At 52.8% G+C, this 16,228-nt stretch carries 17 protein-coding genes and 2 pseudogenes; 12 read left to right on the plus strand and 7 right to left on the minus strand.

Going from position 1 to position 16,228, the window contains the following annotated elements:
* Positions 1-110 precede the first annotated feature (110 nt).
* Positions 111-1,637 carry a YadA-like family protein gene (locus QQL54_RS02070; protein ID WP_284387017.1) on the plus strand — a complete coding sequence of 509 codons (1,527 nt, stop codon included), beginning with the start codon at positions 111-113 and terminating at the stop codon, positions 1,635-1,637.
* 111 nt (positions 1,638-1,748) lie between these two features.
* Positions 1,749-2,240, plus strand: coding sequence for a hypothetical protein (locus QQL54_RS02075; RefSeq protein ID WP_284387019.1), 492 nt, complete (start codon positions 1,749-1,751; stop codon positions 2,238-2,240).
* 79 nt (positions 2,241-2,319) lie between these two features.
* On the opposite strand, the gene QQL54_RS02080 is transcribed toward QQL54_RS02075, so the two are convergent.
* Both QQL54_RS02080 and QQL54_RS02085 read right to left on the minus strand, forming a co-directional pair.
* Positions 2,320-2,625, minus strand: a complete 306-nt coding sequence (locus tag QQL54_RS02080) for a hypothetical protein (RefSeq protein WP_284387021.1) — start codon at positions 2,623-2,625, stop codon at positions 2,320-2,322.
* Between the two features lie 13 nt (positions 2,626-2,638).
* Positions 2,639-4,129 carry a DUF4331 domain-containing protein gene (locus QQL54_RS02085; protein WP_284387023.1) on the minus strand — a complete coding sequence of 497 codons (1,491 nt, stop codon included), beginning with the start codon at positions 4,127-4,129 and terminating at the stop codon, positions 2,639-2,641.
* Positions 4,130-4,410: 281 nt separating this feature from the next.
* Between QQL54_RS02085 and QQL54_RS02090 the strand changes: the two genes are divergently transcribed.
* A complete protein-coding gene (locus QQL54_RS02090) occupies positions 4,411-5,031 on the plus strand; it encodes an RNA polymerase sigma factor (RefSeq protein WP_284387024.1) in 621 nt (206 codons plus the stop codon).
* A 13-nt stretch (positions 5,032-5,044) separates the two neighbouring features.
* Here the strand turns inward: QQL54_RS02090 and QQL54_RS02095 are convergent, their stop codons facing one another.
* Together QQL54_RS02095 and QQL54_RS02100 are read right to left on the minus strand one after the other, a co-directional pair.
* Complete coding sequence (locus tag QQL54_RS02095; protein ID WP_284387026.1) at positions 5,045-5,776, minus strand: anti-sigma factor; 732 nt, start codon at positions 5,774-5,776, stop codon at positions 5,045-5,047.
* Positions 5,773-6,132, minus strand: coding sequence for a hypothetical protein (locus QQL54_RS02100; RefSeq protein WP_284387028.1), 360 nt, complete (start codon positions 6,130-6,132; stop codon positions 5,773-5,775). Before QQL54_RS02100 ends, QQL54_RS02095 begins: the two co-directional genes overlap by 4 nt.
* 323 nt (positions 6,133-6,455) lie before the next feature.
* On the opposite strand from QQL54_RS02100, the gene QQL54_RS02105 reads away from it, so the two are divergent.
* Complete coding sequence (locus QQL54_RS02105) at positions 6,456-7,283, plus strand: DUF4198 domain-containing protein (RefSeq protein ID WP_284387030.1); 828 nt, start codon at positions 6,456-6,458, stop codon at positions 7,281-7,283.
* A gap of 49 nt (positions 7,284-7,332) precedes the next feature.
* Here the strand turns inward: QQL54_RS02105 and QQL54_RS15515 are convergent.
* Positions 7,333-7,449: pseudogene (locus QQL54_RS15515) on the minus strand (transposase); the annotation flags it as partial.
* Between the two features lie 400 nt (positions 7,450-7,849).
* Here QQL54_RS15515 and QQL54_RS02110 point away from each other — a divergent pair.
* The 6 genes and pseudogenes from QQL54_RS02110 to terL all read left to right on the plus strand — a co-directional run bounded on the left by QQL54_RS02110 (position 7,850) and on the right by terL (position 12,325).
* A complete protein-coding gene (locus QQL54_RS02110; protein WP_284387032.1) occupies positions 7,850-8,041 on the plus strand; it encodes a hypothetical protein in 192 nt (63 codons plus the stop codon).
* Positions 8,042-8,063: 22 nt separating this feature from the next.
* Positions 8,064-8,144, plus strand: a pseudogene (locus tag QQL54_RS15520) (IS6 family transposase); the annotation flags it as partial.
* Between the two features lie 52 nt (positions 8,145-8,196).
* Positions 8,197-8,943 (plus strand): hypothetical protein, encoded by a 747-nt coding sequence (locus QQL54_RS02115; RefSeq protein ID WP_284387034.1) that lies wholly within the window; start codon positions 8,197-8,199, stop codon positions 8,941-8,943.
* A gap of 86 nt (positions 8,944-9,029) precedes the next feature.
* Positions 9,030-10,352: a site-specific DNA-methyltransferase gene (locus tag QQL54_RS02120; protein ID WP_284387036.1), complete on the plus strand. Its 1,323-nt coding sequence runs from the start codon at positions 9,030-9,032 to the stop codon at positions 10,350-10,352.
* On the plus strand, positions 10,342-10,830 hold the full coding sequence (locus tag QQL54_RS02125) for a DUF5681 domain-containing protein (protein ID WP_284387039.1): 489 nt from the start codon (positions 10,342-10,344) through the stop codon (positions 10,828-10,830). Before QQL54_RS02120 ends, QQL54_RS02125 begins: the two co-directional genes overlap by 11 nt.
* Entirely contained in the window at positions 10,823-12,325 is a 1,503-nt protein-coding gene (gene terL / locus QQL54_RS02130) for a phage terminase large subunit (RefSeq protein WP_284387041.1), read from the plus strand. The genes QQL54_RS02125 and terL overlap by 8 nt, the downstream gene beginning before the upstream one ends.
* A 38-nt stretch (positions 12,326-12,363) precedes the next feature.
* Here the strand turns inward: terL and QQL54_RS02135 are convergent, their stop codons facing one another.
* A complete protein-coding gene (locus tag QQL54_RS02135) occupies positions 12,364-13,566 on the minus strand; it encodes a T6SS phospholipase effector Tle1-like catalytic domain-containing protein (protein ID WP_284387042.1) in 1,203 nt (400 codons plus the stop codon).
* Between the two features lie 100 nt (positions 13,567-13,666).
* Between QQL54_RS02135 and QQL54_RS02140 the strand changes: the two genes are divergently transcribed.
* Complete coding sequence (locus tag QQL54_RS02140) at positions 13,667-14,872, plus strand: endonuclease/exonuclease/phosphatase family protein (RefSeq protein ID WP_284387043.1); 1,206 nt, start codon at positions 13,667-13,669, stop codon at positions 14,870-14,872.
* Between the two features lie 20 nt (positions 14,873-14,892).
* On the opposite strand, the gene QQL54_RS02145 is transcribed toward QQL54_RS02140, so the two are convergent.
* On the minus strand, positions 14,893-15,126 hold the full coding sequence (locus QQL54_RS02145; protein ID WP_284387044.1) for a helix-turn-helix domain-containing protein: 234 nt from the start codon (positions 15,124-15,126) through the stop codon (positions 14,893-14,895).
* Between the two features lie 80 nt (positions 15,127-15,206).
* Here QQL54_RS02145 and QQL54_RS02150 point away from each other — a divergent pair, with 80 nt between their 5' ends.
* Positions 15,207-16,121 carry a hypothetical protein gene (locus tag QQL54_RS02150; RefSeq protein ID WP_284387045.1) on the plus strand — a complete coding sequence of 305 codons (915 nt, stop codon included), beginning with the start codon at positions 15,207-15,209 and terminating at the stop codon, positions 16,119-16,121.
* The last annotated feature ends 107 nt before the right edge of the window (positions 16,122-16,228 follow it).

The raw sequence follows: 16,228 nt of genomic DNA on the forward strand, positions 1-16,228 counted from the left end.
ATCTTGAAGGTCGTAACCTGAGCAGGTTCCGGACTTCTCTTGCACCAAATCTGAGCCCTAAAGCGTAGCTGTAATTGTAAATCTACAGCTTTCGGAAAAGGGCAAGCCCAATGCGTCAATCAGGTATCTACACAATTTCTACCCTAGCGCTGGGGTTCTCGCTCTCGATGGCAACGTCTGCCTTTGCCGACGGCACAGCCGACTGTAATTTAGGCGATCAAGCGACTGCTCTGGAATGTGGTGTGAATGCTGATGCAAACGGCAACGATGCGCTTGCCGTCGGGACAGACAGTATCTCTAACGGTACATCTTCGACCGCTGTGGGCGGCGAGGCGAGTGCTAACGGTATTGCGGCCACCGCTTTTGGGTGGAGATCCAACGCTGTCGGCGAACGGGCCCACGCAATCGGGCATCTGGCTAGCGCGAATGGTGTCCGGACATTGGCTGTTGGTGAAGCTGCTTCCGCTACGGGTGAGCAAGCCGTTGCCATCGGCAATGTCGCATCCGCGACCGGCGTTGATGCGGTCGCCATCGGCACAGAAAGTATTGCGAATGGCAATTCGACAACGGCGGTTGGTGGTGAGGCCGTCGCAGACGGTCTTGCTGCTACGGCGTTCGGGTGGCGTTCCAATGCAAGCGCCGAACGGGCGCATGCCTTTGGTCATCTAGCGAGCGCATCCGGTGTCCGCTCCCTCGCCGTTGGCGAAGCCGCTAATGCTCAAGGCGAGCAATCTATCGCGATGGGTAATCAGGCCGCCGCAAACGGAACTGACGCGATGGCCATCGGCACAATGGCGAGCGCGACTGGCCCATCCACGACAGTCGTCGGTGGTGAGGCTGTGGCGATGGGTCCAGGTTCAACGGCGATCGGTTGGCGGTCTATGGCCACGGCTGAGCGCGCTCAAGCGTTTGGCCATCTAGCAGCCGCGTCGGGCGTTCGCTCTCTCGCCGTCGGTGAAGCCGCCGTCGCAAATGCAGACACAGCTACAGCGATTGGTAATCAGGCGACGGCCGGGTTTGTCAACTCAACCGCGATTGGCAATGGTGCGACGACAACTCGCACTAATCAGGTTGCGATTGGGACATCCGGAAACACTTATACGCTGGCTGGCCTGACATCGACCGCGAGCACAGCTGCACAAACAGGCGATATTGGCTTGGTCACAACCGACCGTAATGGCAATATCGCGGCCGATTTCACCTTGTCTCAGGGCCAGAATGCGAATGGTGCGGCGATTGCGAACAACTCAGGCGCAATCATGTTGAACGCGGCAGCGATCTCCACGAATATGGGCGCAATCCAGCGCAACTCGGACGGGCTGGCCTCTGCCAGTGCTGCGATCGCGTTGAACTCCGCGTCAATCGGCTCCAACTCGGCGCAGATTTCGCGAAATATCGATGCCATTCTCGACAACAGAGCAGGTGTTGCAGCCGCTCTTGCGCTGGATACAGCCTATGTGCCCCTCGGTCACAGTTTCGCGGTTTCTGGTGGCGTTGGGTATTATGACGACGAGAGTGCTTTTGCAGGATCTGTCGCATATCGCCTGAATAATAACTTCCAGTTCAATGGCGCCGTTACAACGGGTGTCGATAACGGCAGCACAGGTGCACGAGCTGGGTTTAACGCCAGCTGGTAACAACCCCTACAGTTTCGCTGCATGCTTGCACAAATAGTCTGTAACACACATCAAAAGGCCCCGATCTCGTTTCAAGGTCGGGGCCTTTTTCTCCTCAAATGGGAACCGACGATGAAACCGACACTTTTGATTTCAGCGATATTGGCCTTCACGCTTCCATCTTTGAGTTTCGTCGACAGCGCCGCAGCACAGGTCAGACAAGTGCCTCAGGTCGAGCGCGTCAGAGTTCCCGATGACAATACGCTGGCGCGCCTAGTCTGGTCGACCCTTGTTGCGCTCGATAATGCCAATCGGACAGGGAATTACGAAGTGCTGCACGGTCTAGGGGCGGACGGGTTTCAAAAACAGAATAGTGTTCTGAGATTGTCGCAGTCTTTTGCTGATCTTCGTAATAATCGCGTGGACGTTGGTCGCACGATCCTGTCCAGTCCGACCTACTATCAGTCACCGGAAATCCTGGCGGACGGCTCTCTGCGTTTGCGAGGAGGGTTTGATTTCCGACCGAAGTCCATCCGGTTCGATCTTATCTATACAAATATTGGGAGTGGTTGGCACATTAGCGCAATCTCTGTCGTTGAGATGGATTTTGACAAGCCTCGCTAGGGCTTAAATCTAAAGATCGAAAAGGCCGCACCGGTTTCCCAGTGCGGCCTTTTCTGTTCGCCCACTCGAACTCCCAAAATCAGGGGTTAGCGATATCTGTCGGCTCAGCCATTTTATCGAGCGCAATAATATCACCCATAATTGGGTTTCTGGGCTCATCGAACTGATTAGCATTAAACGCAGTTGCGAAACCTGCGCCAGCAGCGGCCTGTGGTGTACTATCTGGAGTTGGCGGCGGGGTTGGAGGTGTCGGCGGAGGCGGCACAGGCGGAATAACAACTGTGCCCGTAGGTGGCGGTGTGAAATTATTGTCACCACCGCCACCACAGGCGGATAAAAACAAGGCTGGAATGGCCACGATAAGAAAAAGGTGTTTCGTGTTCATGTTATGATCCACCCTATTCCGCACCCGGCAGCGGCGTGTTCAGGTAGGGAAAGACATTCTGAACATCCGTTGCCGAGATTGGTGCCCCGTCCGTGAAAGGTTGATCGCCAACAGGGGCATCTGATGGGGTACAGAAGCCTAGATTAGTCGGAACACCATTTACTGGAATATCGTGGCACAAGGCTCCCATTGCGACTCTAAGTTCGATATCTACGACATCGTCACCGGGTCGTCGGCCGTTGGGGAATCCGGCCAAATCATTCCCCGCCACACCCAAATTGGACTGACTGGCTCGAGGTGTCGCGGCGATCGCCGTATTCAAACGCATCATTTCTGAGGGCGTTACAGTTGCTTGCTGATTGACACCTTCAATACCGGTCAGGAAGGCCGCAACAAGGTCCGTTCGGGGAAGGTTAGACGGCGCAATATTGCTCGTTGCTCCCAAAGCATCCCTGAACAAAACATCGATTAGGGCTGGGAAAGTTGGGTTAGTGACATAATCGGCCAATGCCCCATCAATTGTTGGCTCAGCCGCGTTGAATAAATCTTTGTCCGGTAGACCAATGACGATTTCATTGACGAGCGGTGCGGAAAGGCGAGAGACTTGTACGTAAGCCCCACCGTGTAATTCCGTTTGCTCGTATGTTGGCAGCGGATCGCGCAAGGATGCTTGCGGTAAGCTCGCCGTTGTCCATGCTCCGATGACACCGTTGCCATTGCCGGTGACACATTCGATCGGCGCTTCTACAGCGATAGAGGTCACATTAGCTTTCCCGACTAGCTCATCATTATCCCGCGATTGCGTGATCGATCCTTCGAGCGGGACAAGATTGACGAGGTCAAAGACTTGACCAAGATTGACTGCAAAAGCTTCCGCACGTTGTCCGACGAAAATTCGAGCGGGTGCGCTACAATTTGGTAGGCTGACGTCGTAAATATATTGATTAGCGTAGGCCGCATAGTCCGGTAGTGTTTTCGGGCCGACATTATCGAGAGGCTTAATATAGTCGGACCCAATTACTGTCCGCGCGCCAGACCGGCGGTCACCCTGGACCACTGTCAGGCTGTAATTTTCGGTTTCGCCGAGCTTGCTGGAGTCACCTGCTGTGACGGAGCCAGCATATCTGAGTGGAATAGCAAGTGTTTTACCTCCAATATCCAAGGTCACGCCTGTCCCGTTGACAAGGTTATTGTCGAAGTCGAACTGAAACGTCAGATCTTCGACTGCGTCGCCGTCACTATCTATATGTATTTCATATAAAGCGTCGGGATCCATCGTGAAGTAGTTTGGACCGCCATAAGGTGCTTGGATCGGCTGATAGTTTGCGATGAAGGTGACGTAGCCTGACCGACCCGGTTCGTAACTGCGGAACATGTAGAAATCCGTGCCGTCAACCTTCGGCGTTTCTGTAATGCCCGGAGCTTCTCTGTGGCTTGACGCGTTAGCTGTAACAGAAAACATTGTAGCGGCGCTGAGAGATGTTGCGGCAAGAAGCGCAGCCATACGCTTTGAGGCGCTATTTGCGCGAGGTGATCGGGAAAAGAAATTCATCGGATTGGTCCTGTTATCGACTGCGTTCGAGTGGTAGACGGGACTCCTCGTCTCCGGTTCTGTCTCGATTGTGCACAGCAGTTACGCCGCAGACGGAACAAACGGTGCGATCATCCGTAACTTAATTACTGATTAGTTCGGTCTAAATATTCTTCTGGATTCCAATCTGAATCCCATCCAAGAGTTAGGAAAGCTGAGGCTAGTTGCTTTTAACTCATGACTGATGAGGTTCGATGACACGCCGCACGGAACGGAACGATAAGTACACTGCATTGAATGCGGAGTTGGCGGCGCACTTGTCTGATTGTGCGGCGGGAAATCGAAATGCTTTTGCCGAAATCTACCGACTGACATCTGGCAAGTTCACAGCAATATTGATGGGTATGATCCATGATGAGGCCACTTGCGCCGACATCATGCAAAAAGCCTATGTCTCGATCTGGACGAACGCATATCGATACGATCCTGTTAAAGGGAAGGCCTTTACGTGGATGCTGGTCATCATGCGCAACCGCGCACTGGATGCACTTCGGGCGCGGTCCCGATACCGGGAAACGGTAACACTTTCAGGCCCGATCATTGAGCGGTTGGAAGATGATGGCCCTAGTCCTGCGGAAAGCACGAAAGCTTGGATGATTAGTCGCTTATTGGCACCCCATCTAGCTCAACTGGCTCCAGATGTCGCCGAAGCGGTCAAACTCTCGACTGTAGACGGCATGAGTGCGAGGGAAATTGGCGAATCCCTGGGCGTTCCAACCAACACGGCCAAGAGTTGGGTTCGGCGCGGCCTTCAGCGCATGCGCAAAGACATTGAACGATCTGGCGACGCAAAGGCTCTAAACGAACTGGTCTGAATACGGAACGTCTTTAGTCGAGCGCTGATACGGTTCCTGTATAGAGAACAGGCCCTTCTGGTCCAGAGGACCGCGACCCACCTTTAGCTTCCAAACTGAGCGCAAGCGTATCTGTCTGTGCCTTAAGATCTTCCGGTATAACGAGTTCCACCCGGCCTTGATCTGTGCGGTCAAGAAGACCTAGTGAAACAGGGGCCGGAGCGCCTTCTCGGATCAACCAAAGCTGAAGGTCTCCATCATCGGGAACGTCGACATTGGACAGGCGGGCTACAACCTGTCCCGTTCTGGGATCATAGACGATAGCGACCAGAGGTGAAGGTGTATCGCCGGATAACAGAGCCATATAGCGCTGCTGTTCATCCACTTGCACAGGATTGGTACGAATGAACCAATGCGATCCAAGTGAAAGAACGGCCACGGCAGACGCGGCAATCGCCAGACGCTTCCAAAACTGGACATGCCCTGTGTCGTTGGCGGGGATCGGCAGAGGCATTGATTGCGCGGGTGCTCCTGTTTCTTGGTCGTGAATGTCTGACATGATCGATTCAAGCAGACCTTCTGGCGGCGTCACGTCTTCAACATCACGGTTGAGCGGCGCTAACCAAGATTCCAATCTTTCGACTTGATTGCGGAAATCAGAGTCGACGCCAATGCGGGCTTTAAACTGAACGATTTCGGCCTCGCTGGCCTGACCTGTCAGATAGGCGATGATAAGCGCATCATTATTTTTTGGGGGCGCGCTCATGATTTGGTTCCGTTCGGAATGAGGTCAACCAAGCGGGCCTGAAGGGCCTGTGATGTTAAAGGTTCTCGTGAGTGCTGATCGTCATTGGCTATGGAGGCTGAATAAATTTGACTCAATAAGTCCAGCTCCGACGCTGAAAGGTCGGATGGGTCGAGTGACCTTTCTCGTGATGAGTCATTCTTTGGCGCATCTGCTCTCGTGATGCATTCGCCTGCCAGCTTGTAATCCAGCGCAAAGCGCTGTGCGAGCGCAACAAGGTCATTCATCGTTGGTTTGACCGAAAATTCATATCGGGTTTTCCAAATATGGCGATACACCTCTGAAAGCACATGCGAAGATTTTTCGTCGTCAGTCATGACGCGGTGGATAATGCCATAAAGTTTCGGTGCGGTGAGCGTGTACAAGTCGGGCATCGCAGAGGCACCCTCCTTGTAAATGCGGTCGAAACGCTGGGCGACGTCTTCATCCTTGATGCGAATAGAAATTCCCTTCCGACATTACGCACCGGTCAGATCGACATTGGAACGGCATGGCTCTGATCCTTTAATCGAGCTGTATACAACAGTTACGTCGAAGAACCTAGCTTCGGTGCGTCCCTAATTCATACCAAAACGCTGCACCTTTTTGGTCTCGCTGAGCGTAGCTAAAACAACTTCTCCTCAAATCTGAAGATACACGTATGACTCTAAGCCGTACCTTTGCTGTGACCTGTCTTGCCGCTACAACAGTTTTGTTCCCAATAGCATCTTCGGCCCATGATTTTTGGTTGGCGCCAAGTACCTATCGATTAACGGCCCCCTCTGAGGTGCCCGTCTCAGTTTTAATTGGTCACCCGAAAGATCGCCTAACGTGGCCCGTTGATCCGCAGCGCATCGTCGCGCTCCGTACCGTTGGTCCTGATGGCGTTCGTGATCAGCAATCAGGCCTTGCAGACTATGACCAAGACGAGGTTTTACCAATTGGTCTGGATGCGCCTGGGCTACATATACTGACGATTGAAACAACGAACGCATTCTCTGAGTTGCCCGCTACTCAGTTTGAGGACTATCTGGCCGAGGAAGGCCTGACACTCATTCAACTGGACCGTATTCATCGCGGAGCAACGGATACGCCTGGAACAGAGCTCTATTCGCGCCGTGGCAAAGCTCTGCTTCAAGTTGGGCCTGTTTTACCGACGGACATATCGAGATTGCGTCGCCCCGTGGGTTTAACGCTCGAAATCATCGCGTTGGATCATCCGCAGACATGGGTTGAAGGCGAGATTCTAAATGCAAAGGTGATGTTTCGAGGTCAACCTATGAGTGGCATTACTGTCGGGCTCGTCAGTACTGAACCTGAGATCGATACAGCAACCCATGTAAGGACCGATAAGGATGGGACTGTTTCGTTTGCCTACCCCGGATCAGGGACATGGATGCTGCATGCTGTGTGGAGTGACCGGCAGCGGATTTCTGATCGCGCTGATTATAATACGATTTTTTCAAGTCTGAGTTTTGAGGTCTGGTGAAGATAGACATTAAGGATGCCTTGACGATTGGACCAGCGTTTCCCGCCTCCAGCATTTTCAGGCGCCGTGCCTGATCGACCTTAAGGCCGCCATACTCGCGTCGCCATCGATAATAAGTCTGTTCGGCAATGCCGAGTGATCGGCAGATGGCCTTCGTCTTCTCGCCAGAAGTAAGCCTGACATCGGCCTCTCATAGCTTCGCTATAATCTGTTCAGGTGTGTAGCATTTTCTCGCCATAATGTGCTCATTCAAGCGCAAAATAGTCAAAAACTCTAACTCTCAAAATGGACCACCTCGTGGGGTCAGGCCAGACGGTACACGGCGCAGGTGGAAATCTATCGGATAAGCCACGCCGCGCTATGTCGTTCAGATACTGTGGAGACGAGGTCCGCTACCATGAGCGTCTCGGCGCCCTTTCAGAAATTGCGAATGGGCGCACATTACGAGATGGCGACCCTCTATTCAGCCACGATTATCCAATGGCGTGGCCTCCGCACCTTCGAAACGTAGCCCCATCGGACCTACTCGAAGCAACAAGAACTTTGTCTACCGATGGGAGCAGGTAATGGGTGAAAAAAATTCAAACGGGGCTAGGGCAATCGTTCATGAATTGAGTGAAGGTCTGGGAATACCCCTCGAGGAAGCCGCCGCCGTTTTGCTTTATGAAATGGCCGATGATGGCATCTTGGGACAATTCACGGACAAAAGAACACAGAGCAATACGCCAATGGGCGTTGTCAGGAGAAAGTGCCTTTGAAGCGATGTGTTAGGGTCGGTCCATGACCTCAAACCCGTTCCGATATTTCAAAACATCATGTGAAGTAATCCAACTGGCCGTCATGATGCATGTCTTGTTCCCGAAAACGGATAAGGTCCCTTATGAGAAATCGAGCTATTGTCAGAGCTTAAGGGATGATGATGATGACAGATAAACACGACCCGGCAGATGAGCCCGACATATCGTTTTCTGAGGCTCAACCGGATCTTGTTGCAGCTGGGCAGGAGCTAATGGCCATAGCCGACCCTGAGGCTATTGAGTTGCTCATCACGTCCATGAACGAAGCTCATAATGAGTATTCGACTGAACTACTTTTTCGGCGGGTTTCGAAACCTGCTAAGGAACAAAAACAACACCTTCGGAAACTTCAAACTGCTTTGAAGAAAGCATTCTTAGCATGGCACGAACTTAGTGCGGAGTATGCCGTGGCTATCATAGACTGTTCAGGACAGGCCATCCCCGGCGACCCGATCGACATAGTACAATTTCCGGACGACATAGAGCGACTATTTTTTGGCATCTCAGATTTTCTCGAAAGGTTTGAGCCTCCAAAGGGGCCACCGACTAACTGGGCTCTCGAGAAGGCCGTGAGAATACTCTTACCTGTCTTAGAGAGTATTAGCGGTGAGCCCGCGACGGTTCGTGAAAACAAACCGACGGACGATCAGCCAGAGCCAAGTTCGCCTCCAGCGGAGTTTCTCGTAATGATACTCAGACGATTTGAGCAGGCTCCATCTATGAATTCGATTTTGAGCATGATCCAGAAGGTCAAAGAGCAGGTGGTTCCCAAGTTAGATCCGTTGTCCGCTGTAATTGCGGCTCATCTTGGCGACCACGATTATTCTGTGGTCCATCGATCTGAGTCTGATCGGCAGGACTAATGGGACAGAAAATAATCCTTTAAGGGTTTTCCAATCCAACGAGTTTGCGGACACATGAACAGCTCCATTCATAAGTGAGCTGACTCATGTCAAATTTACCTCATCCCAAAATTGAGATGGTCCCAACCGACTCTCTCATCCCAAACCCGCGCAATGCGCGGCGTCACCCTGATCACCAGATTTCCAAACTCGCATTGACGATCGCCACGGTCGGATGGCTCGTCCCCATCATTATCGACGACAATAATGTGATTGTTGCGGGTCACGGCCGCCTACTGGTCGCGTTGAAGCTTGGTCACCGCGAAGTGCCTTGTATTCGGGCCAAGTTTGTCACGGAGGCCGACAAGCGAGCCTTTGCGCTGGCAGAAAACCGAATTCCGGAGCTCTCAACCACCGACAAAAGCATTTTAAACGACGAACTACTCTTTGTGTTCGAAGACAAGCAAGCGTTCGAGAGCACGGGTTATTCGGTTGGGGATATCGATTTTTCCGTGACTGTGCCGTCGCAGGCGCCTGAGGCCGAAGAGGTGTCATTGCCCGATCCGAACACCTATGCGGTGAGCCGCGTCGGCGATCTCTGGCAGATCGGCCCACACCGCATCTATTGCGGTGATGCCCGCAGCGTAGACAGCTGGGAACGACTTCTAGGCGATGACCGCGCGGACATCGTCTTTGCGGATCCGCCCTACAACGTCCCAATCGATGGTCACGTTTCCGGAAACGGTAAAAACAAGCACCGTGAGTTTGTCATGGGCGCGGGCGAAATGAATCAAGCAGAGTTCACCTCGTTCCTTCGAATTATTGCCCGAAATTGTGTTCGCTTCAGCAAGAACGGTTCGATCCATTACATTGCTATGGATTGGCGGCATTGCCGTGAGTTGCTTGATGCGGCGGACGGCGTCTACACAGAGCATAAGCAAATTGTGGTCTGGGTTAAGACGAATGGCGGGCAGGGAGCCTTCTATCGCAGCCAGCATGAATTTATCTTCGTGTTCAAGTCTGGAAAAGCCAAGCACATCAACAATTTCAAACTCGGCGAAACTGGGCGCTACCGCACGAACGTTGTCGAATATGCTGGCGCCAACACGTTTCGTAAGGGACGCGATGAAGACCTCGCTGCCCATAGTACTGTGAAGCCAACCGCGCTGGTCATGGACTTCCTGCTGGATTGCTCCCACGCTGGTGGTCTGGTTGTGGACCCCTGTCTCGGGTCGGGTACCACGCTGCTGGCCGCCCTCCATACGGGCCGCCGGGGCGCGGGCATGGAACTTGACCCGCTCTATTGCGATACGGCGCTCCAGCGCCTGTCCGTAGCCAACGGGCTCACCCCCATTTTGGACGGCGATGGCCGTTCCTTCGAAGAAATTAAGACCGAGCGACTTGGCATGGAGGCAACCCATGCCGGATAAACCTGATCCAGACTATAAGGTAGGCTACGGGAAGCCTCCGTCACACACGCGCTTCAAACCGGGCCGGTCTGGCAATCCGAAGGGCCGTCCCAAGAACGCGCGGGGCCTGAAAACAGACCTACGTGCCGAACTCGTCAGTAAGATGAAAATCCGCATGAACGGCGAGGATGTCAGCGGGACGAAGCAACAACTGATGCTGCGCACGCTCACGACACGCGCTGCGTCCGGCGATGTCAGCGCGACGCGCATTCTCATTGACCTGGTGATGCAAGTGTTCGGTCCTGAAGACCACACAACTGGGCCTAAGCGGCTCTCTCAGATCGATCAGCAGATCTTAGATCAATTGCTCAGTCGCCAATCGCCAGCGGCCAGCGAGCCGCCTGTGCCCGACAATTCGCCGGTCGCTAATCTTGATGCTCGCGAACCCGGCTCCAATCCCACCCAATCAAATTCGAAAGATGATACCAACCATGACTAATTCCTTCTTAGACGATCCACAGAGCCTTCTCATTGAACTTTGCCGACAGGACTTTACCGCATTTCTGCGCAAGGCCTGGCCTTGGGTCAGCGGCGGCGATCTGTTGGATTGGAACTGGCACTTCGATGCTATGGCTCATAAGCTTGAGCAGATCGCTGACGGCGAGCTACAGCGCTCCATCATCAATATCCCGCCGCGTAACGGTAAATCCAAGACGATATCGGTGATTTGGGTGGCTTTTATGCTCGGACTTGATCCAACCAAGAACTTCGTCTGTGTCAGCTATTCCAGCGAACTCTCCAATAAGTTTGCACGCGATTGCCGTTCAATCATTGAGTCCCAGTGGTATCGGCAGCTCTTTCCAGGGACGATCCTCTCGAAGGCTCGTTCTGCCGCCTATGACTTCGAGACAACACGCGGCGGGGGACGTCTGGCCACATCGATTGGCGGCACGCTGACCGGACGTGGCGGGGATATCATTATCCTAGACGATGTCATCAAGCCAAGCGACGCGCACTCTGAGACCGTTCGAACGAACGTCAATGAATGGTTCTCGTCCACTTTGTCCTCACGGCTAGATAATAAGAAGACCGGCTCGATGATCTGCGTCATGCAACGTCTGCATGAGCACGATCTATGCGGAATGCTGCTAGAGCAGGGTGGGTGGGACTGTCTGTCCATCCCTTCCATCGCGATCGAAGATGAATCCATTATGTTGGCCCGCGGGGGCGTTTACCATCGGCGTGAAGGCGAACTTCTGCACGCAGCCCGTGAACCCATCGAGGTGCTTGACGACCTTAAGCGATCCATGGGGTCTTATGCGTTCGAGGCACAGTACCAGCAGCAGCCGATGCCGTCAGACGGCAATCTTTACAAAGCAGCCTGGTTGCTGACGAGTGGGTCTGATGCGTTGGACAAGGGGCAGATCGTGCAATCCTGGGATACGGCGATCAAGACTGGGAGCATGAATGATTACTCTGTCTGCATTACGGCCCGTATCTGGCGTAACGAGGTCCATATTCTGCATGTGTGGCGCGGTCGGGTGGAGTTTCCTGACCTACTCAAGAAAGCGAAATCGCTGGCACAGGAATTCGGGGCACGAACCTTACTCGTTGAGGATAAAGCGTCAGGGCAGCAACTAATCCAGTCGTTGCGGGCCGATAATACCCCGGGTGTACCTAATCCCATCGCCATCAAACCTGAGGGCGATAAATTTACCCGTGCTGCGGGTGTTAGTTCGATGGTGGAGGCAGGACAACTATTCTTGCCACAGGATGGGCATTGGCTAACCGCGTTCAAAAAGGAACTGCTCGCCTTTCCAAGTTCAAAGCACGACGATCAAGTCGATGCTCTGTCTCAGCTGCTCGAATGGTCGCGGAAGCATTCGCATCGACATTCCCGACGCCTATCGACACCAATCCTTGTCAGATGTGATGACTTCGAATTTCCCGACGATGACCTGCGTGATGGTGGCTTATTCTATCCGTTTTCTTGAACGGAGATTTTCGCCATGGAAACCAACTGGGGCGCCGTCTAGTCTGGACGGTCGCTCAAGTTGGGCGGTCTGTAGTCTTGAATACTCTCCAGTCTCTTGGTCACGCTCGAGTGAATATTTGCATTGGCCGGTATCTTACGTCGCCGACCGACAGGAAAATGTGGCCACCATTTAGACTTAGGTGTGGCTTTCACTTTCGGCCCTGTGGTCGGTATGAATTCAGATAGCCACCAAAGCCATTTTAGAGATTTGTGAAGCTTGGCGGTCGGGTCCGCCGAGGGGTATAAGTGTTCTGTCTTACGAGTGTAGGGTTTAACCCCGGTGACATAGTCTTTCATGCGGTTGAAGATGTCCAATGATGCGGTCTCTGCATGCTCTAACATCCAAATCAACGGTATCTGAGAAAGCCCACTGTCCGGCCTTGGATTTCCGCCGCCGATGTCGCCATGCCCACCCGCAAACCACATCTCGTCCAAGAGTTGAGGGGCAGGCTCGGACGTTGAGAACCGGTTGGGGCGAAACACTTGGCCTTGTGGCCAAAGACTGGCTGGAAACATCTGCCGACGTTCATCGATGGACACCGCATGCACAACTTGACGTACACTGGGGTTGAAGAAGGTGTGAGGGTATGGGTCGCTGGTGAAAAACCAATGAGGTTTTTTCCCAAAATTCGGTACGAATATTGATCCGACAGTATCGAAAAGACCTAGGAAATGTACCGGGCAGTTCCGCGGCTGAGTAATCCGTCTGAACGTTGAAGCCCGGCTTTCTTTTTCGCTAACATCGTCCTTGTCTTCATCGGTGACTTGGGTGGTCGTCTGTCCGCGCGGTTCGGAAAGATAGGCGGCGTATGCGGCGCCTGAGAGGTTCTCTTGATCAGGTTTTAATATGCCGACCGAATGGAGCATGCCGGCTAGAACGCGCGCCGTGTACGCACCCCGACTATAGCCGAAGATGAAGACACGATCTCCGTCATCAAAGTGGCGGATAAGGAAACGGTACGCATCCTGCACCTTTGCATCCATTCCGTAGCCAAATGTCTTTCCTAAAAAGCTGTCGAAGAACCACTGCTGGGCACGGGCCCAGAGCCTGACTTCCGCGAGCGTTCCAACGCCTTGAGCATAGTAGACGGGTTGATCATCTGATCGTTCAACCACACGATATATCTTCAGGACATTGGAGATGTTTTCTTCGATCTCGTTGCCCGTGCCGTCCAGACAGATCACAATGTTCTTGGTCATAGCTTGTCCCGTCAGAAGCGAAGTTCAACCTAACATATCACGACGAATGGACGAAGAGCGCGCTCTTCTGTACGCTTCCCTAGCAAGGAGCTGAACGGACATGGCGCTATATTGGAAACTTCAGACGATTGAGAATCCGGCGCACCGGGCCCACGTGACGGACCGGTTGCGGGCGTTGCGCGCGCAGCTAAGCGAAGATGTGACCTCCAAGACGGGAGAGAACGACCTTCGTCTCGCGACATGGAACTTGATGCATTTTGGCAATGGCGGTGGATACTGGCGCAAGACTGACGCCCTTCTCTATATCGCCGAAGTCGTCGATCACTTTGACTTGGTCGCGATACAGGAAGTGAACCAGAACCTTACTCAGCTTAGAGAGCTGGTGAAGGATTTCCTTGGCCCTGAATGGGACTACATCGTCACAGACACATCTGAAGGGAAAGCTGGGAATAAGGAACGCATGGCGTTCCTCTACCGCAAAGGAAAAGTTGAGTTCATGCGTCTCGCCGGAGAAGTCGTCTTGCCCGATGGGCAAACGATTGCCGGGTCTGCTGGGTTAGAAAACAAGTGGCCCTTTGATGTCCACCATCAGTTTGCCCGATCCCCCTTTGTTGTTGGTTTTCGCTGTGGTTGGTTCACGTTCAAACTTGGGACGGTCCATATCTACTTTGGCGATGACCCTAAGCGGCCCTCATGGATGAGCGACGAGCAGTATGATGACGTGAAGGGCCAATATATGAATGTCCGCAAAGCGGAGATCCGTGAGGTCGCTAAGTTCTTCGCTGACCGGCAGAAGAAGGAACGGCGCGCCGAGCTTAAAGAGCTCAAGCGAAAGAACTGGGATACGCGCCAAAGCGAAGCGAACTACATCTTACTCGGTGATTTCAATATCGTGTCGCCTGAGCATGAGACGATGAAAGCTCTGACAGGCGAGGGCTTCACAGCTCCAGATGGCATGGAGGAACTTCCTACCACGCTCGGAAAAACAGTCGGTTTTTACGATCAAATCGTCCATCGCATCGCAGATCCTCGCATTAAGCATGGAGTCAGCGGGGCCGTAGATTTTCGTCGGTCCGTATTTCGCGTTGAAGACGCTGACCACTATATCGATGTCGTCAGTGATCCGTTTGTGACGGATCCTAAGAGACGCGCGCGGGGCAGGGACGCCATGCGGACCTATTTTAACCGTTACCGTTTCAAGCATCAAATGTCTGATCACCAGCTGCTTTGGTCGTCCTTCAAAGTTGACCTTGCAGATCAACATTTAGAGCGGATCGGGGATGAGGCTCGAAAATCGATCTCCTAAGCCTAGCCGGTTAGCTGATTTTATGTCTTGGTGGCTGATAGAAACTCGGTTGGGCAAAACTCCAAAACTTCAGCGAGCTTTTCAAATTCGATAACATCGATCCGTCTCTGTCCGCTTTCAAGACGTGCGACCCATGACTGATACTCGCCAATCTTATCGGCAAGGTCCGTTTGCGTCAGGCCAGCGGCCTCACGCTTCTCAATAAGAAACGCAACAAGCCGCTGATGACGCTTAGTTCCGAGGGTTTTCTCCAAGACAGCTCCGATTACGCAAGAAAGCGCTGGAGCTAATCTGGTTTTCAGATTATCTTAAAATCAGATAGATGGAGATACTCATGAAGTTCTACGCAGCCTTGTTATCGGCAATTCTGATAGCGTCACCCTCTCTTCAGGCCTGTGAGCCTCTATCCGCTCACGAGAAGGAAATGCGTCGTCTCGATAAGGAACTTGCCAAAGCTCAAAAGAAGCTCGCACGAGCCAAGGCCCGCAATCCTGAACTATTTATCAAGGATGGGCGAAGTGAACGATCGGACATCCAGATGTTTGTCAGGGAGCATGAATTTGAGAGTGCGACTTCGACATATGAACGTCTCATGGAAATGGATGTCGACAATGGGACGTTTGTTGACGAGATAGAGCAGTCGGCGCTCGATATCGTTGGAAGGTTTTCTGACAAAGCCATTCTTAAAAAGATCCAAGCCTATCAATTTCTGGCTGTCGTTAAGCCTGACAATGCCACATATTTGGAGCGCGTTGAGGCCTTACGCGAGAGTGTCCTAAAGCGCGCACAGACGGCGAAAACTGGCTTGAGAGCTGAATATGACAAGGTCGAAGGGATCACTTGGTATTATCCGAAGATCAAAACGACAGACCCAACGGCATACTTCTACATCGGCACGAAAGAGGGGCGAGGTCCTTGGTTGAGACTCCGAGTAGACTGGGATTCTCAATATGGGTGGCTCTTCGTGAACCAGGTTTCGGCTTGGCATGATGGAGAAAAGGAAACGCTCGTTGCTGGTGACTTTGAACGGCGCAGCACATCCCATGTTTGGGAATGGAAGGACGTCACGCCTTCGGAGCGGCAGATCGCCATTATGCGAAACTTAGCTGCCAGCGATGAGGCGATCTTAAGGTTTACGGGTGCGCAGCGTCATGAGGATCACACGCTTTCACGGGCGGACAAGAAGGCTGTGACAACGGTGCTGGACGCCTATGGCGTGTTGACGGTCGCAAGTGAACTTGATGAATAGGTGAGGCTGTTGGATACGAAATTTGCTCTGGTGATCTGATTACCATAATTCAGATTATGCGCTTAAAGACTATTTTAAACGCATCATATTCGGGTCATTCTGGAAGT

This window comes from Algimonas ampicilliniresistens, assembly GCF_030159955.1.
GTDB classification, from domain to species: Bacteria; Pseudomonadota; Alphaproteobacteria; order Caulobacterales; family Maricaulaceae; genus Litorimonas; species Litorimonas ampicilliniresistens.

Coding starts and splice junctions, on each gene's coding strand:
- QQL54_RS02115 (WP_284387034.1), top strand. CDS start 8,197: ATGATGATGATGACAGATAAACACGACCCGGCAGATGAGCCCGACATA.
- terL (WP_284387041.1), top strand. CDS start 10,823: ATGACTAATTCCTTCTTAGACGATCCACAGAGCCTTCTCATTGAACTT.
- QQL54_RS02140 (WP_284387043.1), top strand. CDS start 13,667: ATGGCGCTATATTGGAAACTTCAGACGATTGAGAATCCGGCGCACCGG.
- QQL54_RS02095 (WP_284387026.1), bottom strand. CDS start 5,776: ATGAGCGCGCCCCCAAAAAATAATGATGCGCTTATCATCGCCTATCTG.
- QQL54_RS02075 (WP_284387019.1), top strand. CDS start 1,749: ATGAAACCGACACTTTTGATTTCAGCGATATTGGCCTTCACGCTTCCA.
- QQL54_RS02085 (WP_284387023.1), bottom strand. CDS start 4,129: ATGGCTGCGCTTCTTGCCGCAACATCTCTCAGCGCCGCTACAATGTTT.
- QQL54_RS02110 (WP_284387032.1), top strand. CDS start 7,850: ATGGGTGAAAAAAATTCAAACGGGGCTAGGGCAATCGTTCATGAATTG.
- QQL54_RS02125 (WP_284387039.1), top strand. CDS start 10,342: ATGCCGGATAAACCTGATCCAGACTATAAGGTAGGCTACGGGAAGCCT.
- QQL54_RS02120 (WP_284387036.1), top strand. CDS start 9,030: ATGTCAAATTTACCTCATCCCAAAATTGAGATGGTCCCAACCGACTCT.
- QQL54_RS02135 (WP_284387042.1), bottom strand. CDS start 13,566: ATGACCAAGAACATTGTGATCTGTCTGGACGGCACGGGCAACGAGATC.
- QQL54_RS02070 (WP_284387017.1), top strand. CDS start 111: ATGCGTCAATCAGGTATCTACACAATTTCTACCCTAGCGCTGGGGTTC.
- QQL54_RS02150 (WP_284387045.1), top strand. CDS start 15,207: ATGAAGTTCTACGCAGCCTTGTTATCGGCAATTCTGATAGCGTCACCC.
- QQL54_RS02090 (WP_284387024.1), top strand. CDS start 4,411: ATGACACGCCGCACGGAACGGAACGATAAGTACACTGCATTGAATGCG.
- QQL54_RS02100 (WP_284387028.1), bottom strand. CDS start 6,132: ATGACTGACGACGAAAAATCTTCGCATGTGCTTTCAGAGGTGTATCGC.
- QQL54_RS02105 (WP_284387030.1), top strand. CDS start 6,456: ATGACTCTAAGCCGTACCTTTGCTGTGACCTGTCTTGCCGCTACAACA.
- QQL54_RS02080 (WP_284387021.1), bottom strand. CDS start 2,625: ATGAACACGAAACACCTTTTTCTTATCGTGGCCATTCCAGCCTTGTTT.